This is a genomic window from Aeromonas sp. 6P (assembly GCF_051919525.1).
GTDB lineage: Bacteria > Pseudomonadota > Gammaproteobacteria > Enterobacterales > Aeromonadaceae > Aeromonas > Aeromonas veronii.
Map to the genome: position 1 here is coordinate 450001 of NZ_JBQBEO010000002.1, position 21946 is coordinate 471946.

At 57.5% G+C, this 21946-nt stretch carries 17 protein-coding genes, 6 tRNA genes and 2 rRNA genes (1 of these 25 cut by a window edge); 11 read left to right on the forward strand and 14 right to left on the reverse strand.

Annotated features, from left to right (window positions below; all coding sequences use genetic code 11):
* A 23S ribosomal RNA gene (locus ACTG2J_RS02160) occupies positions 1 to 2299 on the forward strand; it begins 591 nt to the left of the window's first position.
* 120 nt (positions 2300 to 2419) lie between these two features.
* Positions 2420 to 2534, forward strand: a 5S ribosomal RNA gene (rrf, locus tag ACTG2J_RS02165).
* 625 nt (positions 2535 to 3159) lie between these two features.
* Here rrf and ACTG2J_RS02170 read toward each other — a convergent pair.
* A tRNA-Ser gene (locus tag ACTG2J_RS02170) sits at positions 3160 to 3247 on the reverse strand.
* Positions 3248 to 3444: 197 nt separating this feature from the next.
* Here ACTG2J_RS02170 and ACTG2J_RS02175 point away from each other — a divergent pair.
* Positions 3445 to 4194: a DsbA family protein gene (locus tag ACTG2J_RS02175; RefSeq protein WP_042084194.1), complete on the forward strand. Its 750-nt coding sequence runs from the start codon at positions 3445 to 3447 to the stop codon at positions 4192 to 4194.
* Positions 4195 to 4490: 296 nt separating this feature from the next.
* Positions 4491 to 5393 carry a sulfite exporter TauE/SafE family protein gene (locus ACTG2J_RS02180; RefSeq protein WP_201990708.1) on the forward strand — a complete coding sequence of 301 codons (903 nt, stop codon included), beginning with the start codon at positions 4491 to 4493 and terminating at the stop codon, positions 5391 to 5393.
* Here the strand turns inward: ACTG2J_RS02180 and ACTG2J_RS02185 are convergent.
* The gene (locus ACTG2J_RS02185; RefSeq protein ID WP_201990710.1) at positions 5308 to 6123 is read right to left on the reverse strand and encodes a hypothetical protein; all 816 of its coding nucleotides are present in this window, start codon (positions 6121 to 6123) and stop codon (positions 5308 to 5310) included. The genes ACTG2J_RS02180 and ACTG2J_RS02185 overlap by 86 nt on opposite strands.
* Before the next feature lie 217 nt (positions 6124 to 6340).
* Complete coding sequence (gene hemL, locus ACTG2J_RS02190; RefSeq protein WP_076495780.1) at positions 6341 to 7627, reverse strand: glutamate-1-semialdehyde 2,1-aminomutase; 1287 nt, start codon at positions 7625 to 7627, stop codon at positions 6341 to 6343.
* 244 nt (positions 7628 to 7871) lie between these two features.
* On the opposite strand from hemL, the gene clcA reads away from it, so the two are divergent.
* The 3 genes from clcA to erpA all read left to right on the forward strand — a co-directional run bounded on the left by clcA (position 7872) and on the right by erpA (position 10485).
* Positions 7872 to 9260, forward strand: a complete 1389-nt coding sequence (gene clcA / locus ACTG2J_RS02195) for a H(+)/Cl(-) exchange transporter ClcA (RefSeq protein WP_139433848.1) — start codon at positions 7872 to 7874, stop codon at positions 9258 to 9260.
* A 91-nt stretch (positions 9261 to 9351) separates the two neighbouring features.
* Entirely contained in the window at positions 9352 to 10047 is a 696-nt protein-coding gene (locus ACTG2J_RS02200) for a DUF6776 family protein (protein WP_005343032.1), read from the forward strand.
* Between the two features lie 87 nt (positions 10048 to 10134).
* Positions 10135 to 10485, forward strand: coding sequence for an iron-sulfur cluster insertion protein ErpA (erpA, locus tag ACTG2J_RS02205; RefSeq protein WP_005340225.1), 351 nt, complete (start codon positions 10135 to 10137; stop codon positions 10483 to 10485).
* A gap of 137 nt (positions 10486 to 10622) precedes the next feature.
* On the opposite strand, the gene nhaC is transcribed toward erpA, so the two are convergent.
* Positions 10623 to 12032: a Na+/H+ antiporter NhaC gene (gene nhaC / locus ACTG2J_RS02210; RefSeq protein ID WP_047438574.1), complete on the reverse strand. Its 1410-nt coding sequence runs from the start codon at positions 12030 to 12032 to the stop codon at positions 10623 to 10625.
* Positions 12033 to 12333: 301 nt separating this feature from the next.
* Between nhaC and ACTG2J_RS02215 the strand changes: the two genes are divergently transcribed.
* The gene (locus ACTG2J_RS02215; RefSeq protein ID WP_005357820.1) at positions 12334 to 12543 is read left to right on the forward strand and encodes a hypothetical protein; all 210 of its coding nucleotides are present in this window, start codon (positions 12334 to 12336) and stop codon (positions 12541 to 12543) included.
* On the opposite strand, the gene ACTG2J_RS02220 is transcribed toward ACTG2J_RS02215, so the two are convergent.
* The 9 genes from ACTG2J_RS02220 to rsmC all read right to left on the reverse strand — a co-directional run bounded on the left by ACTG2J_RS02220 (position 12538) and on the right by rsmC (position 17539).
* Positions 12538 to 12810, reverse strand: coding sequence for a late competence development ComFB family protein (locus ACTG2J_RS02220; protein WP_005343036.1), 273 nt, complete (start codon positions 12808 to 12810; stop codon positions 12538 to 12540). The genes ACTG2J_RS02215 and ACTG2J_RS02220 overlap by 6 nt on opposite strands.
* Positions 12811 to 12919: 109 nt before the next feature.
* Positions 12920 to 13005: transfer RNA gene (locus tag ACTG2J_RS02225), tRNA-Leu, on the reverse strand.
* A gap of 71 nt (positions 13006 to 13076) precedes the next feature.
* A tRNA-Leu gene (locus ACTG2J_RS02230) sits at positions 13077 to 13162 on the reverse strand.
* Positions 13163 to 13208: 46 nt separating this feature from the next.
* Positions 13209 to 13294 (reverse strand) — tRNA-Leu (locus ACTG2J_RS02235).
* 44 nt (positions 13295 to 13338) lie between these two features.
* Positions 13339 to 13424: transfer RNA gene (locus ACTG2J_RS02240), tRNA-Leu, on the reverse strand.
* Positions 13425 to 13477: 53 nt separating this feature from the next.
* Positions 13478 to 13563, reverse strand: a tRNA-Leu gene (locus ACTG2J_RS02245).
* Between the two features lie 128 nt (positions 13564 to 13691).
* A complete protein-coding gene (gene glgA / locus ACTG2J_RS02250) occupies positions 13692 to 15152 on the reverse strand; it encodes a glycogen synthase GlgA (RefSeq protein ID WP_439997125.1) in 1461 nt (486 codons plus the stop codon).
* On the reverse strand, positions 15142 to 16359 hold the full coding sequence (gene glgC / locus ACTG2J_RS02255) for a glucose-1-phosphate adenylyltransferase (RefSeq protein WP_005340236.1): 1218 nt from the start codon (positions 16357 to 16359) through the stop codon (positions 15142 to 15144). Before glgC ends, glgA begins: the two co-directional genes overlap by 11 nt.
* A 151-nt stretch (positions 16360 to 16510) precedes the next feature.
* Complete coding sequence (rsmC, locus tag ACTG2J_RS02260; RefSeq protein ID WP_429035608.1) at positions 16511 to 17539, reverse strand: 16S rRNA (guanine(1207)-N(2))-methyltransferase RsmC; 1029 nt, start codon at positions 17537 to 17539, stop codon at positions 16511 to 16513.
* A gap of 280 nt (positions 17540 to 17819) precedes the next feature.
* Here rsmC and dapA point away from each other — a divergent pair, with 280 nt between their 5' ends.
* On the forward strand, positions 17820 to 18692 hold the full coding sequence (dapA, locus tag ACTG2J_RS02265) for a 4-hydroxy-tetrahydrodipicolinate synthase (protein ID WP_113740050.1): 873 nt from the start codon (positions 17820 to 17822) through the stop codon (positions 18690 to 18692).
* 91 nt (positions 18693 to 18783) lie between these two features.
* Here dapA and ACTG2J_RS02270 read toward each other — a convergent pair whose 3' ends face one another.
* Positions 18784 to 19752: a CYTH domain-containing protein gene (locus tag ACTG2J_RS02270; protein ID WP_113740051.1), complete on the reverse strand. Its 969-nt coding sequence runs from the start codon at positions 19750 to 19752 to the stop codon at positions 18784 to 18786.
* 169 nt (positions 19753 to 19921) lie between these two features.
* Here ACTG2J_RS02270 and ACTG2J_RS02275 point away from each other — a divergent pair, with 169 nt between their 5' ends.
* Both ACTG2J_RS02275 and ACTG2J_RS02280 read left to right on the forward strand, forming a co-directional pair.
* On the forward strand, positions 19922 to 20602 hold the full coding sequence (locus ACTG2J_RS02275; protein WP_005340244.1) for a TIGR00153 family protein: 681 nt from the start codon (positions 19922 to 19924) through the stop codon (positions 20600 to 20602).
* Between the two features lie 25 nt (positions 20603 to 20627).
* Positions 20628 to 21893, forward strand: coding sequence for an inorganic phosphate transporter (locus tag ACTG2J_RS02280; RefSeq protein WP_005343043.1), 1266 nt, complete (start codon positions 20628 to 20630; stop codon positions 21891 to 21893).
* The last annotated feature ends 53 nt before the right edge of the window (positions 21894 to 21946 follow it).

A 21946-nucleotide genomic window follows, 5' to 3' on the forward strand; every position in this document is an offset into this window, starting at 1 on the left:
AGGTTAACCGTATAGGGGAGCCGTAGGGAAACCGAGTCTTAACTGGGCGTCTAGTTGCAAGGTGTAGACCCGAAACCGGGTGATCTAGCCATGGGCAGGTTGAAGGTTGAGTAACATCAACTGGAGGACCGAACCCACTAACGTTGCAAAGTTAGGGGATGACCTGTGGCTGGGGGTGAAAGGCCAATCAAACTCGGAGATAGCTGGTTCTCCCCGAAAGCTATTTAGGTAGCGCCTCGGACGAATACTACTGGGGGTAGAGCACTGTTTGGGCTAGGGGGTCATCCCGACTTACCAACCCCATGCAAACTCCGAATACCAGTAAGTAATATCCGGGAGACACACGGCGGGTGCTAACGTCCGTCGTGAAGAGGGAAACAACCCAGACCGCCGGCTAAGGTCCCAAAGTTCTGGTTAAGTGGGAAACGATGTGGGAAGGCTCAGACAGCTAGGATGTTGGCTTAGAAGCAGCCATCATTTAAAGAAAGCGTAATAGCTCACTAGTCGAGTCGGCCTGCGCGGAAGATGTAACGGGGCTCAAACCAGGCACCGAAGCCGCGGATTCACACTTATGTGTGAGTGGTAGGGGAGCGTTCTGTAAGTCTGCGAAGGTGTATCGAGAGGTATGCTGGAGATATCAGAAGTGCGAATGCTGACGTAAGTAACGATAAAGGGGGTGAAAAGCCTCCTCGCCGGAAGACCAAGGGTTCCTGTCCAACGTTAATCGGGGCAGGGTGAGTCGACCCCTAAGGCGAGGCCGAAAGGCGTAGTCGATGGGAAGCAGGTTAATATTCCTGCACGACTTGTAATTGCGATGGGGGGACGGAGAAGGCTAGGTGGGCCAGGCGACGGTTGTCCTGGTGAAAGTGCGTAGGTGGTGTTTCTAGGCAAATCCGGAGACACAACACTGAGACACGAGACGAACACACTACGGTGTGGAAGCCATTGATGCCCTGCTTCCAGGAAAAGCCTCTAAGCTTCAGATTACAAGTCATCGTACCCCAAACCGACACAGGTGGTCGGGTAGAGAATACCAAGGCGCTTGAGAGAACTCGGGTGAAGGAACTAGGCAAAATAGAACCGTAACTTCGGGAGAAGGTTCGCTCTTGACAGTGAAGTCCCTTGCGGATGGAGCAGTTGGGAGTCGCAGTGACCAGATGGCTGGGACTGTTTATCAAAAACACAGCACTCTGCAAACACGAAAGTGGACGTATAGGGTGTGACACCTGCCCGGTGCCGGAAGGTTAATTGATGGGGTTAGCGCAAGCGAAGCTCTTGATCGAAGCCCCGGTAAACGGCGGCCGTAACTATAACGGTCCTAAGGTAGCGAAATTCCTTGTCGGGTAAGTTCCGACCTGCACGAATGGTGTAACCATGGCCATGCTGTCTCCACCCGAGACTCAGTGAAATCGAATTCGCCGTGAAGATGCGGTGTACCCGCGGCTAGACGGAAAGACCCCGTGAACCTTTACTACAGCTTGGCACTGAACATTGAACCTACATGTGTAGGATAGGTGGGAGGCTTTGAAGGCGTGACGCCAGTTGCGCTGGAGCCGTCCTTGAAATACCACCCTTGTATGTTTGATGTTCTAACGCAGGCCCATGAATCTGGGCCGCGGACAGTGCCTGGTGGGTAGTTTGACTGGGGCGGTCTCCTCCCAAAGAGTAACGGAGGAGCACGAAGGTTGGCTAATCCTGGTCGGACATCAGGAGGTTAGTGCAATGGCATAAGCCAGCTTAACTGCGAGACGGACAGGTCGAGCAGGTACGAAAGTAGGTCATAGTGATCCGGTGGTTCTGAATGGAAGGGCCATCGCTCAACGGATAAAAGGTACTCCGGGGATAACAGGCTGATACCGCCCAAGAGTTCATATCGACGGCGGTGTTTGGCACCTCGATGTCGGCTCATCACATCCTGGGGCTGAAGTCGGTCCCAAGGGTATGGCTGTTCGCCATTTAAAGTGGTACGCGAGCTGGGTTCAGAACGTCGTGAGACAGTTCGGTCCCTATCTGCCGTGGGCGTTGGATGATTGAAGGGAGTTGCTCCTAGTACGAGAGGACCGGAGTGAACGAACCTCTGGTGTTCGGGTTGTCACGCCAGTGGCACTGCCCGGTAGCTAAGTTCGGAATCGATAACCGCTGAAAGCATCTAAGCGGGAAGCGAGCCCTGAGATGAGTCATCCCTGACCCCTTGAGGGTCCTAAAGGGCCGTTGGAGACCACAACGTTGATAGGTGGGGTGTGTAAGCGCGGCGACGTGTTGAGCTAACCCATACTAATTACCCGTGAGGCTTAACCATACAACACCCAAGAAGTGTTCTAAGGCTTGTAGCAAATAGAACGAACTACTCAAATTCAGTGATAGTGACAAGCCAAGCGCAACATCACTACTCACGTCAGCTTTCTAGATTAAGAATTTGCCTGGCGGCCATAGCGCCGTGGAACCACCTGATCCCATGCCGAACTCAGAAGTGAAACGCGGTAGCGCCGATGGTAGTGTGGCATTCGCCATGCGAGAGTAGGACACTGCCAGGCACCAATACAAGAAACCCCGCTCATCGAGCGGGGTTTTTTATTGCCTGAAACTCAGAAGGTAGCCTGATTTTTGATCGGCCCTATCTCTTTTCCTCTGTTCTTATTGTTACTCGCCGCTGCTTTCTGGTTCCACAAATAGCCTGATGTTCCGCTTGGTACTCTTTCTTCACTGAACCGCTGTCGCTCTGTATGGCGGCTCTGGCGTAGTCATGACCCACGAATCCTATGCTCGCCTGTACGCTACGATCTCTTGCTTGCGATCTTTCCTGGGCATCTGTGTCCTGTGTTAGCTGAAGTCTTTCTTTTTGAGCCCTCTGCTTGTCCATGATTTTGTTAGTCGCCCACTGACGTTATGCCAGAGAGTGTGTTGGCTGTGCTAACACGCAGGCGCAGTGGTTGCTGCTTTGGGTCCTTGTTGTTTGGGGTAATAAGGAAATGGGAAGGGATACGCGCTAGAGCGCAGAGGTTCTATGTTGATAGGGGATCTTGTGGTGGCTTTTGAGCCTGCAGGTGGGAAAATTAATGGGGGGGCTGAAGAAGGCTAATGTGTTGAGCTCTATGAGGAGTGGCAAATCGCAGGCAAATAAAAAGCCCACGCAACGTGGTTGCATGGGCTCGGTATAAATGGCGGAGGAGGTGGGATTTGAACCCACGGATGGTCGCCCATCGCCGGTTTTCAAGACCGGTGCATTCAGCCGCTCTGCCACCCCTCCGCAGCAGTGCGGCGAATATTACCATGCTGATCCGGCTTGTAAATCCCCGTCCGGTTCGATTGCTGGTTAATTGCACGAAACGACATGAAAAAGTGGCAATCAGGGTGCATCAAGCGCTTTTTTGGCCAGATAACTTGACTTGAAAACAGACTCAACCACTATAGTGGCCTCTATCATATCCTCTGCAAGATAACGTTATGACTATTAAAAATGCCCTGTTTTGCGCGCTGGCTGGCGTGACCCTGCTGGCGACGCCGGTACATGCAAGTGAGCTGACCAAAAGCGATGTCGAGCAAATCGTTCGCGACTATCTGGTCAAGAATCCCGAGATCCTGGTCGAGATGTCCAATGCCCTGCGTGCCAAGCAGGAGAGCCAGCAGGCCGAGAGTGACAAGGCGCTGATCAAGGCTCACTCCAAGCAGCTTTATGCCAATCAGGATCCCGAGATGGGGAATCCGAAGGCATCTCTGACCATTGTGGAGTTTTTCGATTACAACTGCGGTTACTGCAAGCGGGCCCATCCGCTGGTCAAGCAGCTGATGGCGGAAGACAAAGACATCCGGTACATCTACAAGCAGTTCCCCATTCTGAGCGAGTCCTCCTACTTCGCAGCTCGTGCTGCGCTGGCGGTCCAGCTGGGGCAGCCTGACAAGTACCAAGCGTTCCACGAGAAGCTCTATACCCATCAGGGCCCGCTCGCTGATGAAGCACAGGTCAAGCAGTTGGCTGTGGCGGCCGGTGTGGACTGGAGCAAGGTGGAGGCCAAGATCAAGGATGGCAGCATTGACCAGAACCTCGGTACCAACCGTGCGCTGGCTGAAGCGCTCGGTATCTCCGGTACCCCGGCCTTCATCATCGGTGATCAGATCCTGCGCGGTGCCCCCCGTGATTTGGCCAGCCTGAAGGGGTTTATCAAGGACGTGCGCGCCGGCAAGAGCATTCAATAAGCGGTTGTCATGGTCGAGGGCCCAGCGCCCCGGCCAGATACAGAAAGAGGGTCGGTATCACTACCGGCCCTCTTTTTTATTATGTCCTTTGGCACAAGTGGTCGTCGCGAAAGGACCATAACAACGTGCTCAGGACCCGGCCTGTTGGCCTCAGTAACAAGTATTAGCAGAGTCGTTCGGAGTCTATTGATAAATATTTCACCTTGCAGAGGCGTGTCGTGAGCATTGCTTAATTCCGGTCAAGATTTTTTCTGCTGCTTGCCTTAGAATCGCCGCCCGTTGCAGGAGAAATCCCTATGTTAGTTGATATTTTACGGCTTGTTTTTATAGCCGGAGGCCTCGTATTCATCTTTATGCTGGTGCAAGCTTGCTGGCGGAAGAAGCAGAGTGGATCCTTTGAGGCGACCCCCTTCTGGCCGGTGGCGTTGATCGGTGGGGTTGCCAACTTCCTCGATACCCTGGGGGTGGGCAGCTTTGCGGTAAAGACCGCCTGCTACAAGCAGTTCAAGCTGATCGATGATCGGGTGCTGCCGGGTACCCTAAATGGGCAGTGCGTGCTGCCAACCGTGACTCAGTCGCTGATCTTCGTCGGCGCAGTAGCAGTGGAGCCGCTGACGCTGATCAGCATGATGATGGCCGCCGCAGCTGGCGCGGCCTGGGGCGCTCGTCATGTGGCCTCGTTTGATCGGCAAACCATCCGGTTGGTGATGGCTATCTCCTTGCTGGTCGTTGCAGGGCTTATCTTTGCCGGTCTGCTGGGGCTTTTCCCTGTAGGCGGCGATGCGATGGGGCTCAGCGGCTACAAGCTGGCGATCGCCCTGCTTGGCAATTTCATCTTCGGGGTGCTGATGAATGTCGGTATCGGCCTGTTTGCTCCCTGCATGACGCTGGTTTATCTGCTGGGGATGAATCCGCTGGCGGCGTTTCCGATCATGATGGGCTCCACCGCCGTGCTTAGCGTTTTCTCCGCAGGCACCTTTATCCGTAAAGGGGCATTCGATGCCAAGGCGGTGCTGGCGGTAGCCATCTTTGGCCCCATCGGTGTGGTGCTGGCCGCCATGCTGGTCAAATCCATGGATATGAAGATGCTGAAGTGGCTGGTTGCCTTTATCGTCATCTATACCTCCTGGACCATGTACGCTTCTTGGCGGGCGGCGCGTCGCTCCCCTGTGCAGCTAACGTTGGAGAGCGCAGGCTAGCCTGTACCAGTGCCGCTTCGGCCTTGGCCCCAAGAAAAACATAGAGACCCAGCGCCAGCAGTAAACCCACCGCACACCCCATCACTCCGACCGCTGGCCAGAGCAGCTCGCTCTGGCCGAGCGAACCCTTGAACAGCAGCAACAACCCCTCGATGGAGACCGCGATCAGAATGGCGGCGATAAAGCGGGTGATGGTGCGGCGAATGGCGCTGTGGCGGAAGATATCCTTATGCAGCAGTACCTCCTCTTCCAGAATGGTCTTGCCCAGATCGAACACCGCCAGTGCCAGCGTCAGGAAGATGATGGCGCTAAAGGCGCCGAGCTGGTTCTGCTGCTCGCCGCACAATAGCTGGTAGAGCTGCTCCAGCCCGTGCCAGATGAGCGTCACGACGATGAGAAACAGCGCCATGCTGAGCACCACATAGACCGCCTTGAACCAGGGCATGGCGCGGCGGCGCTCCCTGTCTCCCATCAACCAGCCAATCAGCTGATTCAGACAGACGGTGATCTCCCGTCCTTGTCCCTGCACGATAAGGTGCAACCGGTTATGGGCGGCCGGTGCCGCAGGCTGGATGCACATCGGCCCCTGATAGTGGTCAATGCTGACGACAAAGGGATACCCCTTGAGCGAGACAAGGGGGGCGCTGAGTAGCCCCTGCAGTAGCGGGGTCAACTCCTCCTGATACTCCTGATAGCGCCGCAGCACATCGATGGGGCTCATCTCTGCCATATGGACCTCGGTGACGTGGGCTCTTGTGGTGAATGTGCAAATAGTGGGCCTGCTTTATGACAGGGATGGCGGGGTAAGTTGCACCAGAGAATGACAAATCGGTGGATGACGAGGGGGTAATGCACCAGAAATGGGCGTATTGCCGCCCTGTGTGGTGATGGAGTCTCTGTAATAGAAAAGGGCCCATGACGGGCCCTTTGCGACAAGCAGTAGCGATTTAGCCAGCCAGCTTGGCGAAGCTGCGCTCGGCGGCAGCCAGGGTATGTTCGATCTCCTTGTCGCCGTGAGCCAGCGACAGGAAGCCTGCCTCGTAGGCGCTCGGCGCCAGATAGACGCCCTCTTCCAGCATGAGATGGTAGAAGCGCTTGAAACGTTCCATATCGCAGCGAGTGACCTGCTCGTAGCGGGTGATTTCGTTCTCTTCGGTGAAGAAGAAGCCGAACATGCCGCCCACATAGTTGATGGCGAGCGGGATACCGTGTTTGGCGGCGGCCGCCTTCAGTCCCTCGGCAACACGAGCTGTTTTGGCGCTCAGCTGCTCATAGAGACCCGGCTCCAGCAGCAGATCCAGCATGGTCAGACCGGCTGCCATGGCCACCGGGTTACCGGAGAGAGTACCCGCCTGATAGACAGGGCCGGTCGGTGCGATGTGTTGCATCACCTTCTTCTTGCCGCCGAAGGCGCCCACCGGCATGCCGGCACCGATGATCTTGCCAAGGGTGGTGAGATCCGGGTCGATGTTGTAGTGGCCCTGAGCGCCGCGCAGGGAGACGCGGAAGCCGGTCATCACCTCGTCCAGGATCAGCAGGGCGCCGAACTCGTCACAGATGGCGCGCAGACCTTCCAGGAAGCCCGGCACTGGCGGGATGCAGTTCATGTTGCCTGCGACCGGCTCGACGATGATACAGGCGATCTCGCTGCCGTACTGGGTGAAGGCTTCACGCACCGAATCCAGATCGTTGAAGACGCAGGTCAAGGTGTGTTTGGCGAAATCGGCTGGAACGCCCGGGCTGTTGGGTTGACCCAGGGTCAGGGCGCCGGAACCTGCCTTGACCAGCAGGGAGTCGGCGTGGCCGTGGTAGCAGCCCTCGAATTTGACGATCTTGTCGCGGCCGGTGTAGCCACGGGCCAGACGGATGGCGCTCATGGTGGCTTCGGTGCCGGAGTTGACCATCCGCACCTGCTCCATGGAGGGGACGATCTGGCGGACTTTCTCGGCCATCAGCACTTCGATCTCGGTCGGCGCACCGTAGCTCAGCCCCTTCTCAACGGCCTTGATGACGGCGGCCTTGATGGCCGGGTGGTTGTGACCCAGCAGCATGGGGCCCCAGGAGCCGATGTAATCCACGTAGGCCTGACCATCCACATCATAGAGATAGGCGCCATCGGCGTGATCGATGAAGCGGGGCGTGCCGCCGACCCCATTGAAGGCGCGGACCGGTGAGTTGACGCCACCCGGAATGGTCTGGCGGGCCTGTTCAAACAGCTGATCTGATTTTGACATGGATCATCCTTAATGGGATTTTGGTCGTCACACAAGGGATTGCAGCCGATTGAGACTCGGCAGGTCGGAGCATCAGGAGTATGCTTTGCGCTCTCGCCACCCGGACTCTCGGTCTGCTCCCGTGACAAAAATTTAACGGGCCGACTATAGCAGAAAGCCCCAGCCCTGGGCAGCCGAGCAACGCGCCGGGTGATCCTGATCTCAGCTAGCTGACGATATGGTTTTTCCAAGTTGGTGTAACAAGATGGCGCAACAAGCTCTCTCCTCTGAAGCCGATACCTCTGCACGGGGGCCGCTTTCCCGCATTATCCGGCAAGACAAGATGCCCTTGCTGGTGCTGCTGCTGGCGGCGCTGGTCGGCACCCTGGCCGGACTGGTGTGCGGCCTGTTCGAATCAGGAGTCCACTGGCTGGCAGAACAACGTATCGCCTTGCTGGCAGACCGTCCCTGGTGGCAGCTCGGTCTGCTCGGCTTTGGCTTCAGCGCCTTGTTGGGATTTGTCGGTTACTTCCTCACTCATACCTTTGCCCCGGAAGCGGGTGGTTCCGGCATTCCCGAGATCGAGGGGGCGATGGACGATCTGCGCCCGGTGCGGTGGTGGCGAGTGTTGCCGGTCAAGTTCTTCGGCGGCATCTGTACCCTGAGCTCCGGTATGGTGTTGGGGCGGGAGGGGCCTTCGGTACAGATCGGCGGCAACCTCGGCAAGATGGTGGCGGATATCTTCCGGCTGCCCAAGGAGCATGGCCATGCCCTGCTGGCCGCCGGTGCGGCGGGCGGTCTGGCGGCAGCCTTCAATGCGCCGTTGGCAGGTATCCTGTTCGTGATGGAGGAGATGCGACCGCAGTTTCGCTACTCCTTTCTGGCCATCAAGGCGGTGGGGATCTCCGCCATCATGGCGACCTTGATGTTGCAGAACATGAAAGGGCAGGGGGCGGTGATCACCTTGCCCCACTACGATGCGCCCGCCCTCAAGGCGCTCTGGCTGTTCCTCTTTATGGGGGCCACCTTCGGGGTGCTCGGTTTTGTCTTCAACAAGCTGGTGCTGGCCTGTCAGGATGGCTATCTGGCGTTGCACCAGAACAAGCGCCACCGTTTCGTGGCCATCGGCATGCTGATCGCCGGAACGTTCGGTGTACTGTCGCTGTTTGCTCCCGCGGTGACGGGGGGCGGCACAGAGCTTATTCCCCATCTGATGGGGGATGAGTATGCGATGGCGACCCTGTTCCTCATCTTTTCGGTGCGGCTGGTTGCGACCCTCATCTGCTTCTGCTCCGGTGCCCCGGGCGGGGTATTTGCACCGACCCTGGCGTTGGGCACCCTGTTTGGCGTGGTGTTTGGCCATCTGTTTCATGCGGCGTTTCCGGAGCTTGGCATCGAGCCCGGCGCTTTTGCCATTGCAGGGATGGGGGCGCTGTTTGCTGCCACAGTGCGTGCTCCCATCACGGGCATCGTGCTGGTCACCGAGATGACCGACAACTATCAGCTGATCCTGCCGATGATGATCACCACGGTCGGTGCGACTCTGGTTGCCCAGTGGCTGGGTGGCCGACCCATCTATTCCCAGATCCTGGAGCGAACTTTACGGCTCGCCGCGCGTCAAAAGCGGGGTGATGGCAGCGCCACGGCCAGTTAATTTTTCCCTTTATCGCCTGTGACCCCGGTCAGGGCGGTATAGTGAAGGGAGAGGCGCTGCCGTAAATGGCGTGATAACGGGATGAGGGGCTATGTCCAATCTATTGAAGTTATTGGTCGTGTTAGCCGTTGGCGGGCTCATCGGTTACTTTGTCGGTAACCGTCAGGAGCTGGCCCAGAGCAGTCTGTTGGTGGTACAGCAGGAGACGCTGGATCGTCAGGGCAAGGCCATCGGCCAGCTCAAGACCGAATTGGGGGTGAAAGATACCCAGCTGGCGACCCAGAAAGCGGCCTTTGAGCAGTTGCAGACCACCCTGAAGAGTCAGGAGGCGCAGGTGCAGGAGCTCAAACGCCAGCTGGCCTTTTTCGAGCGGATCATGCGCCCCACCGGCGAACAGGTGGGGGTAGTGATCGACAACCTGACTCTGCAGGAGACCAGCATTCCCGGTCGCTACCACTATCGTCTCGCCCTGACCCAGCCCGCCAAAAAGCGGGAGCTGTTCCGTGGTCAGGTGCAGATCCGGGTCGAGGGGAGCCTGGCCGACAAGCCGAAGACGCTGACCGGTCGCGATCTCGGAATGAAGGTGAGCGAGTGGCGTTATGCCCTGCGTTATTTCCAGCTGCTGGAAGGGAATTGGCAGTTGCCGGAAGGCTTTGTGCCGGATCGAATCCGTGTCACCATCAACAAGGATGGCAGGCAACCGGCGCAAGAGCTGCTGGTTGAGTGGGGCGAGGTGATCAAGCCGCTGGTCGCCGCGCCGCCTGCTCCGGTTCCCGCGGCCGGTTAAACGTGGTGAATACTTGAACTGAATGGTCGGGTATTGGATAATTTCGCGGTTTCCATGTTTGTGGATCTAATGGTTGTGAGGTCAGTAATGAGTGCAGTAGCAGAAGCCCCGCTGCCCATCCAGATGACGGATGCGGCGGCCAACAAGGTGAAGAACCTGATCACCGAGGAAGAGAATCCCGAGCTGAAGCTGCGGGTATACATCACGGGTGGGGGCTGCTCCGGTTTCCAGTATGGCTTTACCTTTGATGAGAAGATCAACGACGGGGACACCGTAGTCGAGAAGAATGGCGTCACCATGGTGATCGATCCCATGAGCCTGCAATATCTGGTAGGCGGCAGCGTGGATTACACCGAGGGCCTGGAGGGTTCACGCTTTACCGTGACCAACCCCAATGCCACCACGACCTGTGGCTGTGGCTCCAGCTTCTCCATCTGATCGACATATCGGTCTGATGAAACGGCTCTCGGCAACGAGGGCTGTTTTTGTTTGTGGTGCTCAGTGCCTCCATCAAACAGCATTTCTCTCAAACAACAAAGGCGCCTCGATGGCGCCTTTGTTGTTTGCAGGATGGCTTAGCGGGAGCTTGCCGCCGCGACCAGCGGGACCCGGTTCACTGCCTTGCCCATGTAGGCGAGGGTGATGGTCACAATGATGCAGGTGAAGCTCAGCCACATGTAAGGCAGGTAGTCGAGGGTTGCCACCCCCAGAACCCCGGCCATGAAGATGCCGTTGTCGCTCCAGGGCACCATGCCGCAGGTGAGGGTGCCGCCAAACTCGGCGTTGCGAGAGAGGTTCTTGCGCGCCAGTCCCAGTCGGTCGTAGTTTTTGGCCATGATCTTGGGGGTCAGGATCAGCGACACATACATGGCCGAGCCAAACACGTTGGCCAGAAACGCAGTGCCGATGGTGTGGCTGGTCAGGCTGCCGACGCTATTGATGCGCTTCTCGAAGGCGCTGGCGATCACTTCCAGAATGCCGACCTTCTCCAGCAGACCGCCAAACCCGAGACCGAAGATGATGACCGCGACCGAGCCCAGCATGGACTCCATGCCGCCGCGACCGAGAATGTTGTCGATAAAATCGATGCCGGAGGTGATGGCAAACGGACTATAAGCCGAGTGCATCGCCTTGACCGGATCCATGCCCTGGAAGGCGATGGCCCAGATCAGGCCCAGCAGGGCGCCGAAGCTGATCACTGGGAAGGCGGGCTTGCGATTGGCCAACAGGCCCAGCACCAGCACCACCGGCACTATGGCCAGCGGGGTGATGTTGAACTGGTTGTCGAGGGCCTCCATCACCAGATTGACCTGCTCTAGGCTGACGTTGCCTGAATACTGCATGCCCACCACGGTGAACAGCACGGCGGTGATGACATAGGAGAGCAGGCTGATGGGCAGCATCCCCTTGATATGCTCCACCACATCGACGTTGGACATGGTGGACGCCAGCACTACTGAGTCGGAGAGCGGAGATAGCTTGTCACCGAAGTAGACGCCGGAGAGCACGGCACCGGCGACCAGCGGCGCAGGCACGCCGAGACTGTGGCCGATCCCCATCATGGCGATACCGGCGGTGGCGGCAGAGCCCCAGGAGGTGCCGGTGGCCAGCGAGGTCAGGGAGCAGATGATCAGGGTTGCCAGCAGGAAGATGGACGGATGGATCACCTTGAGGCCGAAGTAGATGATGCTGGGAACAATGCCGCCGGCAATCCAGGTGCCGACCAGAGCACCGACGGAGACCAGGATCAGGATGGCCCCCATCCCCTTGGCAACGCCGTCAACGGCAGCCTGCTCCAGGGATTTGTAATCGTGGCCGAGTTTGATGCCAAGTCCCATGATGACGAACCAGGCGATGAACAGCGCCAGCTGGATCGGCAGATCGAGCACGCTGGTGAACGAGAATGCCAGGGCCAGGAAAATGGCCAGACAGGCAAACACCTGTGCCATGCCCGGTAGTCGGATGTGGTTTTGTTGGTTTTGCATAGATACTTCCTAAACTCTTGCTCGCCAAGGTCACTCCCTCTCGTCCTGTGGATACATCGATCCCGAGGAGGCAACCCAAAAAGAGGCCGCAATCTACCACAAACCCGGCGGGTTAAAGCCCCATCAAATTGGCAAAAATGCACATTTGATTGAAAAAATCACAAATTAGTTGATCTCATAACCCGTTTTTGAGCGGCCTGTTGACACAAAGGGCCACATACGAAGCTTGCCCGTGACGCCACTTGCATCCCCAGTAGATGAAGATGATAATTATTATCAATTGTTGGTTGGGGAGAAAACAATGCGCTGGATATTGCGGGGTATGATGTTGCTGGTGGCGGTGGCCGTACTCGCATGGGGTCAGGATAAAGAGTACGGCACCTGGAGTGCCGGTTTTCTGCTGGCTGCCTGGGTGATGCTGGAGCCCGGATTGCGGCCCGCCTTGATCTTGCTGCCAGTGGCCGGGTTGACCGGTATCGTTACCCTGCTCTGGCAGCAGCCCTGGTTATGAGCTTTTGACGGGAGCCTGCTTGATCTTCTGCTGTGCCACCTTGAGCGATTCGACCACCAGCTTTTCCATTTCGGTGCGCTTGGCGTCGGTCAGGAAGTAGATCATGTCGACATTGTGGCGAATATAGTGGGCCGGAAGCTGGTTGAGGGTGAGGCAGCAGAGGTCGGCCATCTGATCGCTGTTGAGCTTTTGCTGCAGCCCCTGTTTCTCAATCTCCTTGAGCACCAGATGTTCGTAAAAGTTGTGAATGTCGGTATCCAGTATCATATGCGTTCCTTGGCATGACGATGAGCGGTGAGTCGTCAAAAGCATAGCCATAACAAGGAGTAAAAACAAAAGGCCCATCACTTTCGTGATGGGCCTTTTGCGTAATTAATGGTGCGAAGAGAGGGACTCGAACCCTCACATCCGTGGGACACTAACACCTGAAGCTAGCGCGTCTACCAATTCCGCCACCTTCGCACACTGATTTTCTCCAGCTGGTTTTTAAATGCGGTTGGAACGCATTGCTCTGTTTTTACATGTCAGAAACATGGTGCGAAGAGAGGGACTCGAACCCTCACACCCGGGGGGCACTAACACCTGAAGCTAGCGCGTCTACCAATTCCGCCACCTTCGCACATTCGGGTTTCCAGTCTGGATTTACATGCTGTCTGGATAAAGCATGGTGCGAAGAGAGGGACTCGAACCCTCACATCCGTGGGACACTAACACCTGAAGCTAGCGCGTCTACCAATTCCGCCACCTTCGCACATTGTGTTACCAGTTTTGATTTACATGCTGTCTGGAGAAGCATGGTGCGAAGAGAGGGACTCGAACCCTCACACCCGGGGGGCACTAACACCTGAAGCTAGCGCGTCTACCAATTCCGCCACCTTCGCACATTCGGGTTTTCTAGTTGGATTTACATGCTGCTGAATCAGCATGGCAGTATTGGTGCGAAGAGAGGGACTCGAACCCTCACATCCGTGGGACACTAACACCTGAAGCTAGCGCGTCTACCAATTCCGCCACCTTCGCATCACTGCGGAGGGGGATTCTATAGAGTTTTGGGGGAGCGTCAACAGCCAAAGGGGACTTTTTTCGCTGTTGACGCTCAAAGTGGCGCCAAGGGTACAAAACTTCAGCAATCAGCTGACGTTTGGCGTTCAGTAACGGCCCAATGCGCTCTGATACATCCGTTCATACTGGGTGACCGAGTCAGGCCAGTTGAAGCGGGTGCTCATGGCATTGCGCTGTACCTTGGTAAAACGCTCTTTGTCCTGCAGGAAATAGAGCAGGCTGCGGCGCATGGTATCGAGCAGGATGGCTGCAGTCGGATCGTTAAAACAGAAGCCGGTGGCATGCTCGGGATCGGCATCCCAATCCACCACGGTATCTTTCAGACCACCCACGGCCCGCACCAGTGGCAGGGTGCCATAGGCGAGACTGTACATCTGGTTGAGGCCGCAAGGCTCGAACAGAGAGGGCATCAGGAAGAAGTCAGCACCGGCTTCGACCAGATAAGCCAGCCGATCGTCATAGGTGTTGATGAAGGCGAGCTTGCCCGGATAATCCCGGGCCATGGTTTGCAGTTGCGTGGCGAGCGCAGGATCGCCAGAGCCGACGATCACCACTTGTACCTGATGGTGGAGGAATTTCTCCAGCGCAGGGAGCAGCAGGGGAACGCCCTTCTGCTCGGTCAGGCGGCAAACCATGCCGTAGATGGGCAAGTCCGCCACGGCCAGCCCCGCTTCCTGCTGCAGGCTCTGTTTGCAGATCTGTTTGCCAGCCATGTTGTCGATGCTGTAGGTCGCAGGCAGGAATTCGTCGAACTCCGGATCCCAGTCCTTGTAGTCGCAACCGTTGAGGATGCCACAGAGATCCGCCGCCCGTTGCTGGAAGATATGCGCCATGCCGTGGGCGCCAAGGTGAGTCAGCAGCTCCTGGGCATAGTTGGGGCTGACCGCATTGATCTTGTCGGCGTAGAGCACCCCGCATTTGAGCAGATTGACGTGGCCGTAGTCGTAGTTTATGCGGCGCTCGTAGTCGGCGATCTCGGGCATGGCCCAGAACTGCTCGCGGCCAAACACTCCCTGAAACGCCGCGTTGTGAATGCTGATCACGCTGCGGGTCTGCTGGAAGAAGGGGTTGTGGGCGTGACGGGTTTTCAGCAGCAGTGGCAGCAGGCCTGTGTGCCAGTCATTGCAGTGGGCGATATCCGGGGCAAAGCCAAGCTGCTCGCAGGCATGGAGGGCCGCGGCCGAGAAGAAGGCAAAGCGCTCGCCATTATCCGGATAGGCCTGATTGTTCTCGGCGTAGAGTTGGGGACGATCGAAATATTGCGGGCAGTCGAGCAGATAGACGCAGACGTCATCCAGCTCCATCTGGTAGATGCGATAACCGATATCCGGCAGCCCGGGGTGGGTTGGCAACCAGCGTGACGCCACCAGTCTGGCCTCATCCCGTCGCTTTATCGTCTTGTAGAAGGGCAACATGATCCTGACATCATGCCCCTTCTGGGCCAGGTACATCGGCAGGGCTCTGGCGACATCGGCCAGGCCCCCGGTCTTGACCAGCCCCTCAACTTCCGAGGCAACAAACAGGATTTTCAGTGGGTTAATAGCCAACTCTTGCTCCCTTAGGTACCACCACGATACCGCCTTCGGATACGGTAAATCGCTCTCTATCGTGGTCCAGATTTTCACCGATAACGGTGCCGGGCGCAATTTCAACATTTTTATCTATAATCGCGCGCCGGATGGAGCACCCTTCACCAATCTTCACATCCCCCAGCAGCACGGACTCACTGATATGGCTGCACGCGCCGATATTGCAGCGGAAACCGAGGATGGATCGCTGGATCTGGCTGCCCTGAATGAAGCAACCGGCGGAGATCAGGGAGTTGGCGATCTTCACCTTGCACTCGTCGCTGTCGATGAAGGTAGCAGGTGGCAGCGCCGGATAGTGGGTGTGCAGGGGCCACTTGCGGTTATAGAGGGAGAAGGGGGGATTGTCGGCCACCAGGTCCATGTGCGCTTGCCAATAAGAGTCGAGGGTGCCCACATCCCGCCAGTAGACGTGCGGTTTCTCGCCGGGGATGACGTTGGTGCTGTAGTCATAGACATAGACGGGGGCACGTGGGTAGAGGCTCGGGATCACATCCTTGCCAAAGTCGTGGCTGGAGTTCTCCTCGGCGGCATCCCGCTTCAACTCGCGGCAGAGGGCATCGGTCTCGAAGATGTAGTTGCCCATGGAGACCAGCGCCTGGGTCGGATCGCCGGGAATGTGCTTGGGCTGCTTTGGTTTTTCCTGAAAGCCGATCATCCGCCCTTCGGTATCGACCTCGATCACCCCGAAGGCGCTCGCTTCTTCGATGGGCATGCGAAGTGCCGCGACCGTCATGGCGGCGTTCTTCTGCTTGTGGAAGGTGACCATCTGGCTCACATCCATCTTGTAGATGTGGTCGGAGCCGAAGATGCAGACGTGATCCGGTTCGGCCCGCTCGATAAAGCCTAGGTTCTGGTAAATGGCGTCGGCGGTGCCGTCATACCAGCGTTTGCCCATCCGCATCTGGGCCGGGATGGGATCGATAAAGCGGTCGGTGATGCCGACGATATTCCAGCCCTTCTTCATATGCAGGTAGAGGGACTGGGATTTGAATTGGGTCAGTACATAGATGCGCAGAAAGTCGGCGTTGACGAAGTTGTTGAGGACAAAGTCGATCAGCCGGTAGCTGCCACCGAAGGGGACGGAAGGCTTGCTGCGGGTGGTGGTCAGAGGCTGTAGGCGAGTACCTTCGCCACCAGCCAGGATCATGGTCAAAATGCCTGCCATCGTATTTCTCTCCCTGAATTAGCAACATGAAAAGGTTTTCAATGTTCGGTATAAAAACACCCCTAAAGGGGTGGTTTTTATCGTGTGCTTAATACCTTATCAGATGCCGGATGGCGCTCTCTAGCTGTTTTATTGTGCTGCTTACACTTATTTACATTTTGCTCAGATAGACCTTGAATTTGGCATCACTGCTGATCACTTCAGTCCGTTTGAAGTGTGTCTCCAGTATAGGCTGGTAGCGCAAGAAGGCGTTGGCAACAATGGTCAGCGAACCATTTGGCAGCAAAAATTCAGGTGCCTTGGCCAGGAACTGCTCGGTTGCCGCATAGAAGGTTTTGAGACCCGCATGGAATGGCGGGTTGGAGACGATGTGCTGGAAACGGGTGGAGACATCCGAATAGACATCGGAAGCGGTGACCTTGCCCTGCAGACCGTTGATCGCCAGGGTACGCCGGCTCGATTCGAGCGCCAGCGCGCTGATATCCACCATGTTGACCCGCAGATCCGGATTGCGCTTGGCCAGTACAGACCCAATTACCCCGGCGCCGCAGCCAAAATCGAGCAGCTCGCCCTTCATCGGTGGCACAGCAGCCAGCAGCATCTGGGTGCCGAGATCCAGCTCGGCGGCGCTGAAGACGCCGGGCAGTGCCAGCACGGTCAGCTCGGTATCACCGGCCTTGCACTGATAGCGGCCAAACCAGCTATCCAGATCGAACGGGGCGACCGGTTTGCTCAGCTCACCATGATAGAGCGAGCAGCGGCGGGCCGAGTCACGTTTGATCGGCTTTTCGCCATAGGGGGCCAGCAGCTTGTCGGCGCCATTGATGCCGCCGCGGTTTTCACCGGCGAGGAACAGATCGGCACCCGCTTCCAGCAAGGGGGTCATCATGGCCAGCAGATATTGTGCCTCGGCCTTGGCCTTGGGCATCAGCAGCAACAGGGCATCGAATCGCGGGGCTCCACCGAGCTGGTGGTCGAACAGGATAGCCTCGCCGAGGGCGGCCTGCTGGCTGCGGTAGTAGCAGTAATCGGTGGTAAAGACGGTCAGGGTCCGGGCCAGGCTCGCCAGCTGGCGGGGGTAGTCATCCTCCAGCGCGCCACAGACAAGTAGCCGCTTGCCGACAAAGAGGGCTTGGTTTCGTTCCAGCATCTGGCTGACGGCACTGATTGGGCTGCTCATCGGGTCTCTCCACGCAATTTTGGGCGGCCATTATACATAGCCCCTTTCGCCTTGACATTTATGCCGTGTTCCCGAAATATGCCCAGACACCATTTTTTGACCAGAGATGACGAAATGCGGTTCAACGGGTTGAAACGAAAGCACAAAAAAAGCCTGAAATTCGGGCCTGCCGACGTTCGCGCGTAACCTCTCATCCCTGAGAAGCTTCAAACCCCGGTTGCGCACATCGTACCGGGGTTTTTTATTGCCATATGCGCGTCATTTAGGAGAAGGAGATCCCATGTTTCAAGGTTCAATCGTTGCGTTGATCACCCCGTTTCGACAGGGAAAGCTGGATGAAGAGGCGCTGCTGCGTCTGGTGGAGTGGCATATCGAGCAGGGCACTCACGGCATTGTGCCGGTGGGCACCACGGGGGAAAGTCCGACCCTGACCCATGACGAGCACTGCCGGGTGGTGGAGCTGGTGGTCAAACAGGTCGCTGGCCGTATTCCGGTGATTGCCGGAGCGGGCTCCAACAATCCGGTCGAAGCAATCGAATATACCCTCCATGCAGAGCGGGTGGGGGCTGATGCCACTCTGCATGTAGCCGGTTACTACAACCGTCCCAATCAGGAGGGGCTCTACTACCACTTCAAGGCGGTACACGATGCCACCGCCAAGCCGATCATCGTCTACAACATTCCACCGCGCGCCATCGTTGACGTGCAACCAGCGACCCTGGCCCGTCTGGCTGAACTGCCGCGCATTGCCGGGGTAAAAGATGCCACCGGCGATCTGGCCCGCCCCTGGACCGAGCGCCAGCTGATCAAAAAGCCCTTCGCCTGGCTCTCCGGTGAGGATGCCACTGCGGTTGCTTACAACATCGGCGGCGGTCAGGGCTGTATCTCTGTGACCGCCAACGTGGCGCCCAAGCTGGTGGCCGAGGTGCAGAACCTCACGCTGGCCGGCAAGTGGCAAGAAGCGCGTGAACTGCAAGATCAGCTGATTCCGCTCCATCAGGCGATGTTTGCCGAGCCGAGCCCGGCCGGTGCCAAATATGCCGCTTCCCTGCTCGGTTTCTGCAGCGAGGAGTGTCGTCTGCCGGTGATGCCGCTGTCGGAAGCAACCCGCGAGCGCATTCGCAGCGCCATGCAGCAGCTCAACCTGCTGTAGTGCAAAACGGGTGAGCCAAGGCTCACCCGTTTTGTTTTCGGCTTTTGTTTCCGGTCTTTATTTCCGACCTTTAGTACCGGTATGGCCACGCTCAGGCTGCGTGATGCAGCCAGGCTGCGATGTCCAGCTGCAACTCGACATACGCCGGATAGAGGAAGAGCTCGGTCAGCTCGGCAGGCCACTCGTTTTGCTCGCCCGACTGGGCTTGCAGATGGGCGTGCAGGCTGGTCAGTGCTGGCAGCCAAGGTGCGGGTTGTGGCAGCGTGGCCGCAGTGCGGGCGACCAGATCGATCCCTTGGCACAGGGCTGCGAGTGCCTGCTGTTGAATGCCTTTATCCTGAGGATGCTCCAGCCAGAGCTGCTCGTGATGCTGCCAGTGGCGCAGCCCCTCGCTTACCCCCGTTGTGCCATCCATACCTTCATGTTCGACCAGCGCCTGCAGGGCCAGCGGTTTGCCAAGACCAGCCAGTCGATAGCCGCGCTGGGCCTTGGATTGGGCGCCGAGACGTAGTCCATAAAGCTTGGCGAGGCGTTGGGCCAGTGCAAATAGCGCCGCGGTCGTGCCGGATTTGAGCTCCAGCTCCAGCTCGTTGATGGTGGTGCTGCCTTGACTGCCGACTATCTCTCCCTGATCCCAGGCCAGCTCAATCTCGGCCCCCTCGAAGGCGATCAGCCAATGGCGGCGCAGGAAGTCGGTGCGAAACTGAGCGACCAGCTGTTGCTGAATGTGGTCGCGCTCGGTCAGAGTCGGCCAAATCTCATCGGGAAAGGCCGAGAGGGTCGGTAGATCGCCGCTCACGGGAGCGTTGTACTCGGGTCTGGCATGCAGGCCGCCCACCACCTGGCCACGGCATTTGATGGTCTGCTCGGCGAAGGCATCGCAGCGGCGAATGCGCAGCCCCATGTCCAGACGACGCAGGGCAAGGGTCGGCGTGTCGAAATAGACGTTGCCGAGCTGCTGTTGTGATGATTCTTTAATCTCAAGATAATTCAGCAGGTTGGATAACTCGGCTTGAATGTCGCGGGCGACAAAAAACTTTATCTCGATCTCAGTTTGCATAGTCATTCCGGGCTGGCAGGCAACTTTGGGGGGCAGGATTCGGGTCGCGGGGATATAATGCCCGCGAGACGACTAGATTAATTCGCGGTTTAATTGAGGGCGCAGTTCGGTTACCATGCGCGCCTCATAAAATCGTATCGAGTGTTTTTTCACCGACACAGGTTTGGCCATGCCAGTAAATACTATTTTGGGGCTTTTTGCCAAGTCCCCCATCAAGCCGCTGCAGAAGCATATCGTCAAGGTTCACCAGTGCTCCCAGCAGTTGGTTCCCTTCTTTGACGCCGTTGCCGAAGACCGTTGGGAAGATGCCGAGAAGATCCGGCAGCAGATCGCCCAACTGGAAAAAGAGGCAGATACCCTCAAGCGTGAAATCCGTCTGAAACTGCCTCGCGGCCTGTTCCTGCCGGTTGCACGTACCGACCTGCTGGAGCTGTTGACCCAGCAAGACAAGATTGCCAACCGTGCCAAGGATATCTCCGGCCGCATGCTTGGCCGTCGCATGGAGTTCCCCGCCGAAATGCGGACGGATTTCATGGCTTACCTCAAACGTTGTATTGATGCGACCGCTCAGGCCGAGAAAGCGATCGGGGAGCTCGACGAGCTGCTCGAGACCGGCTTCAAAGGACGGGAAGTGGAAATGGTTGCCGAGATGATCCACCAGCTGGATCTGATCGAGGACGATACAGACACCATGCAGATCGGACTGCGCCAACAGCTGCAAGCGGTTGAGCACAATTATAATCCGATCGATGTGATGTTCCTTTACAAGATCCTCGAATGGGTAGGTGACCTGGCAGATCAGGCCGAGCGCGTAGGCGCCCGTCTGGAACTGATGCTGGCTCGTTCGTAATCGACTGACTGGGTAAACACTATTAATGGACATTATCGCGAATTACGGCACCACTCTGGTGCTCGTGGCGGCCTTGTTCGGCTTTTTGATGGCTTGGGGCATTGGCGCGAATGACGTGGCCAACGCCATGGGAACATCGGTCGGCACCAAATCCCTGACCATCCGTCAGGCGATCATCATTGCCATGATCTTCGAATTTGCCGGCGCCTATCTGGCCGGTGGCGAAGTGACGGCCACCATCCGTAACGGCATCATCGACAGCAATGCGTTTGTCGATAGCCCGGACCTGCTGGTGCTCGGCATGATCGCCTCCCTGCTGGCGGCAGGCGCCTGGTTGATCCTCGCCTCCTACTTCGGCTGGCCTGTTTCCACCACTCACTCCATCATCGGCGCCATCGTCGGTTTTGCGGTGGTGAGCATTGGCCCGGAAGCGGTGCAGTGGAGCAAGTTTGGCGGCATCGTCGGCTCCTGGGTCATCACCCCGGCCATCTCAGGTGTCATCGCCTACTTCATGTTCATCAGCGTGCAGAAGCTTATCTTCAACACCGATGACCCCCTGAACAACGCCAAGCGCTATGTGCCGTTCTACATGTTCCTGACTGCGCTGGTGATCTGTCTGGTGACCATCAAGAAGGGGCTGACCCACGTCGGTCTGCACCTGAGCGATGGTGAGGGCATTCTGCTCTCCATCGCCATCTCCATCGCAGTGGCGTTTGCCGGCTGGATCTACATTCGCGGCCAGAAGTACAACCCGCAGGATGACAGCAAGATGCACTTCGCCAACGTGGAGAAGGTGTTCGGCATCCTGATGGTGATCACTGCCTGTGCCATGGCCTTTGCCCACGGCTCCAACGATGTGGCCAACGCCATCGGCCCGCTCTCTGCAGTGGCCTCTATCGTGGCTTCCGGTGGTGAGATTTCCAGTCAGGCAGCCATTGCCTGGTGGATCCTGCCCCTTGGCGGTATCGGTATCGTGATCGGTCTGGCGACCATGGGCGAGAAGGTGATGGCGACGGTCGGTACCGGCATCACTCACCTGACCCCGAGCCGTGGTTTTGCTGCCCAGCTGGCGACTGCCGCGACCGTAGTGATTGCCTCCGGTACCGGTCTGCCCATCTCCACCACCCAGACCTTGGTCGGTGCTGTGATGGGTGTCGGTCTGGCGCGCGGCATTGCGGCGCTGAACCTGGGGGTACTGCGCAACATCGTGGTCTCCTGGATCATCACCCTGCCTGCCGGTGCCATTCTGGCTATCGCCATCTTCTACGTGCTGCAAGCCTGCTTCTCCTAATCGAAGCGGCATTCAGCAAAAAGCCCGAGTCATCGACTCGGGCTTTTTTATTG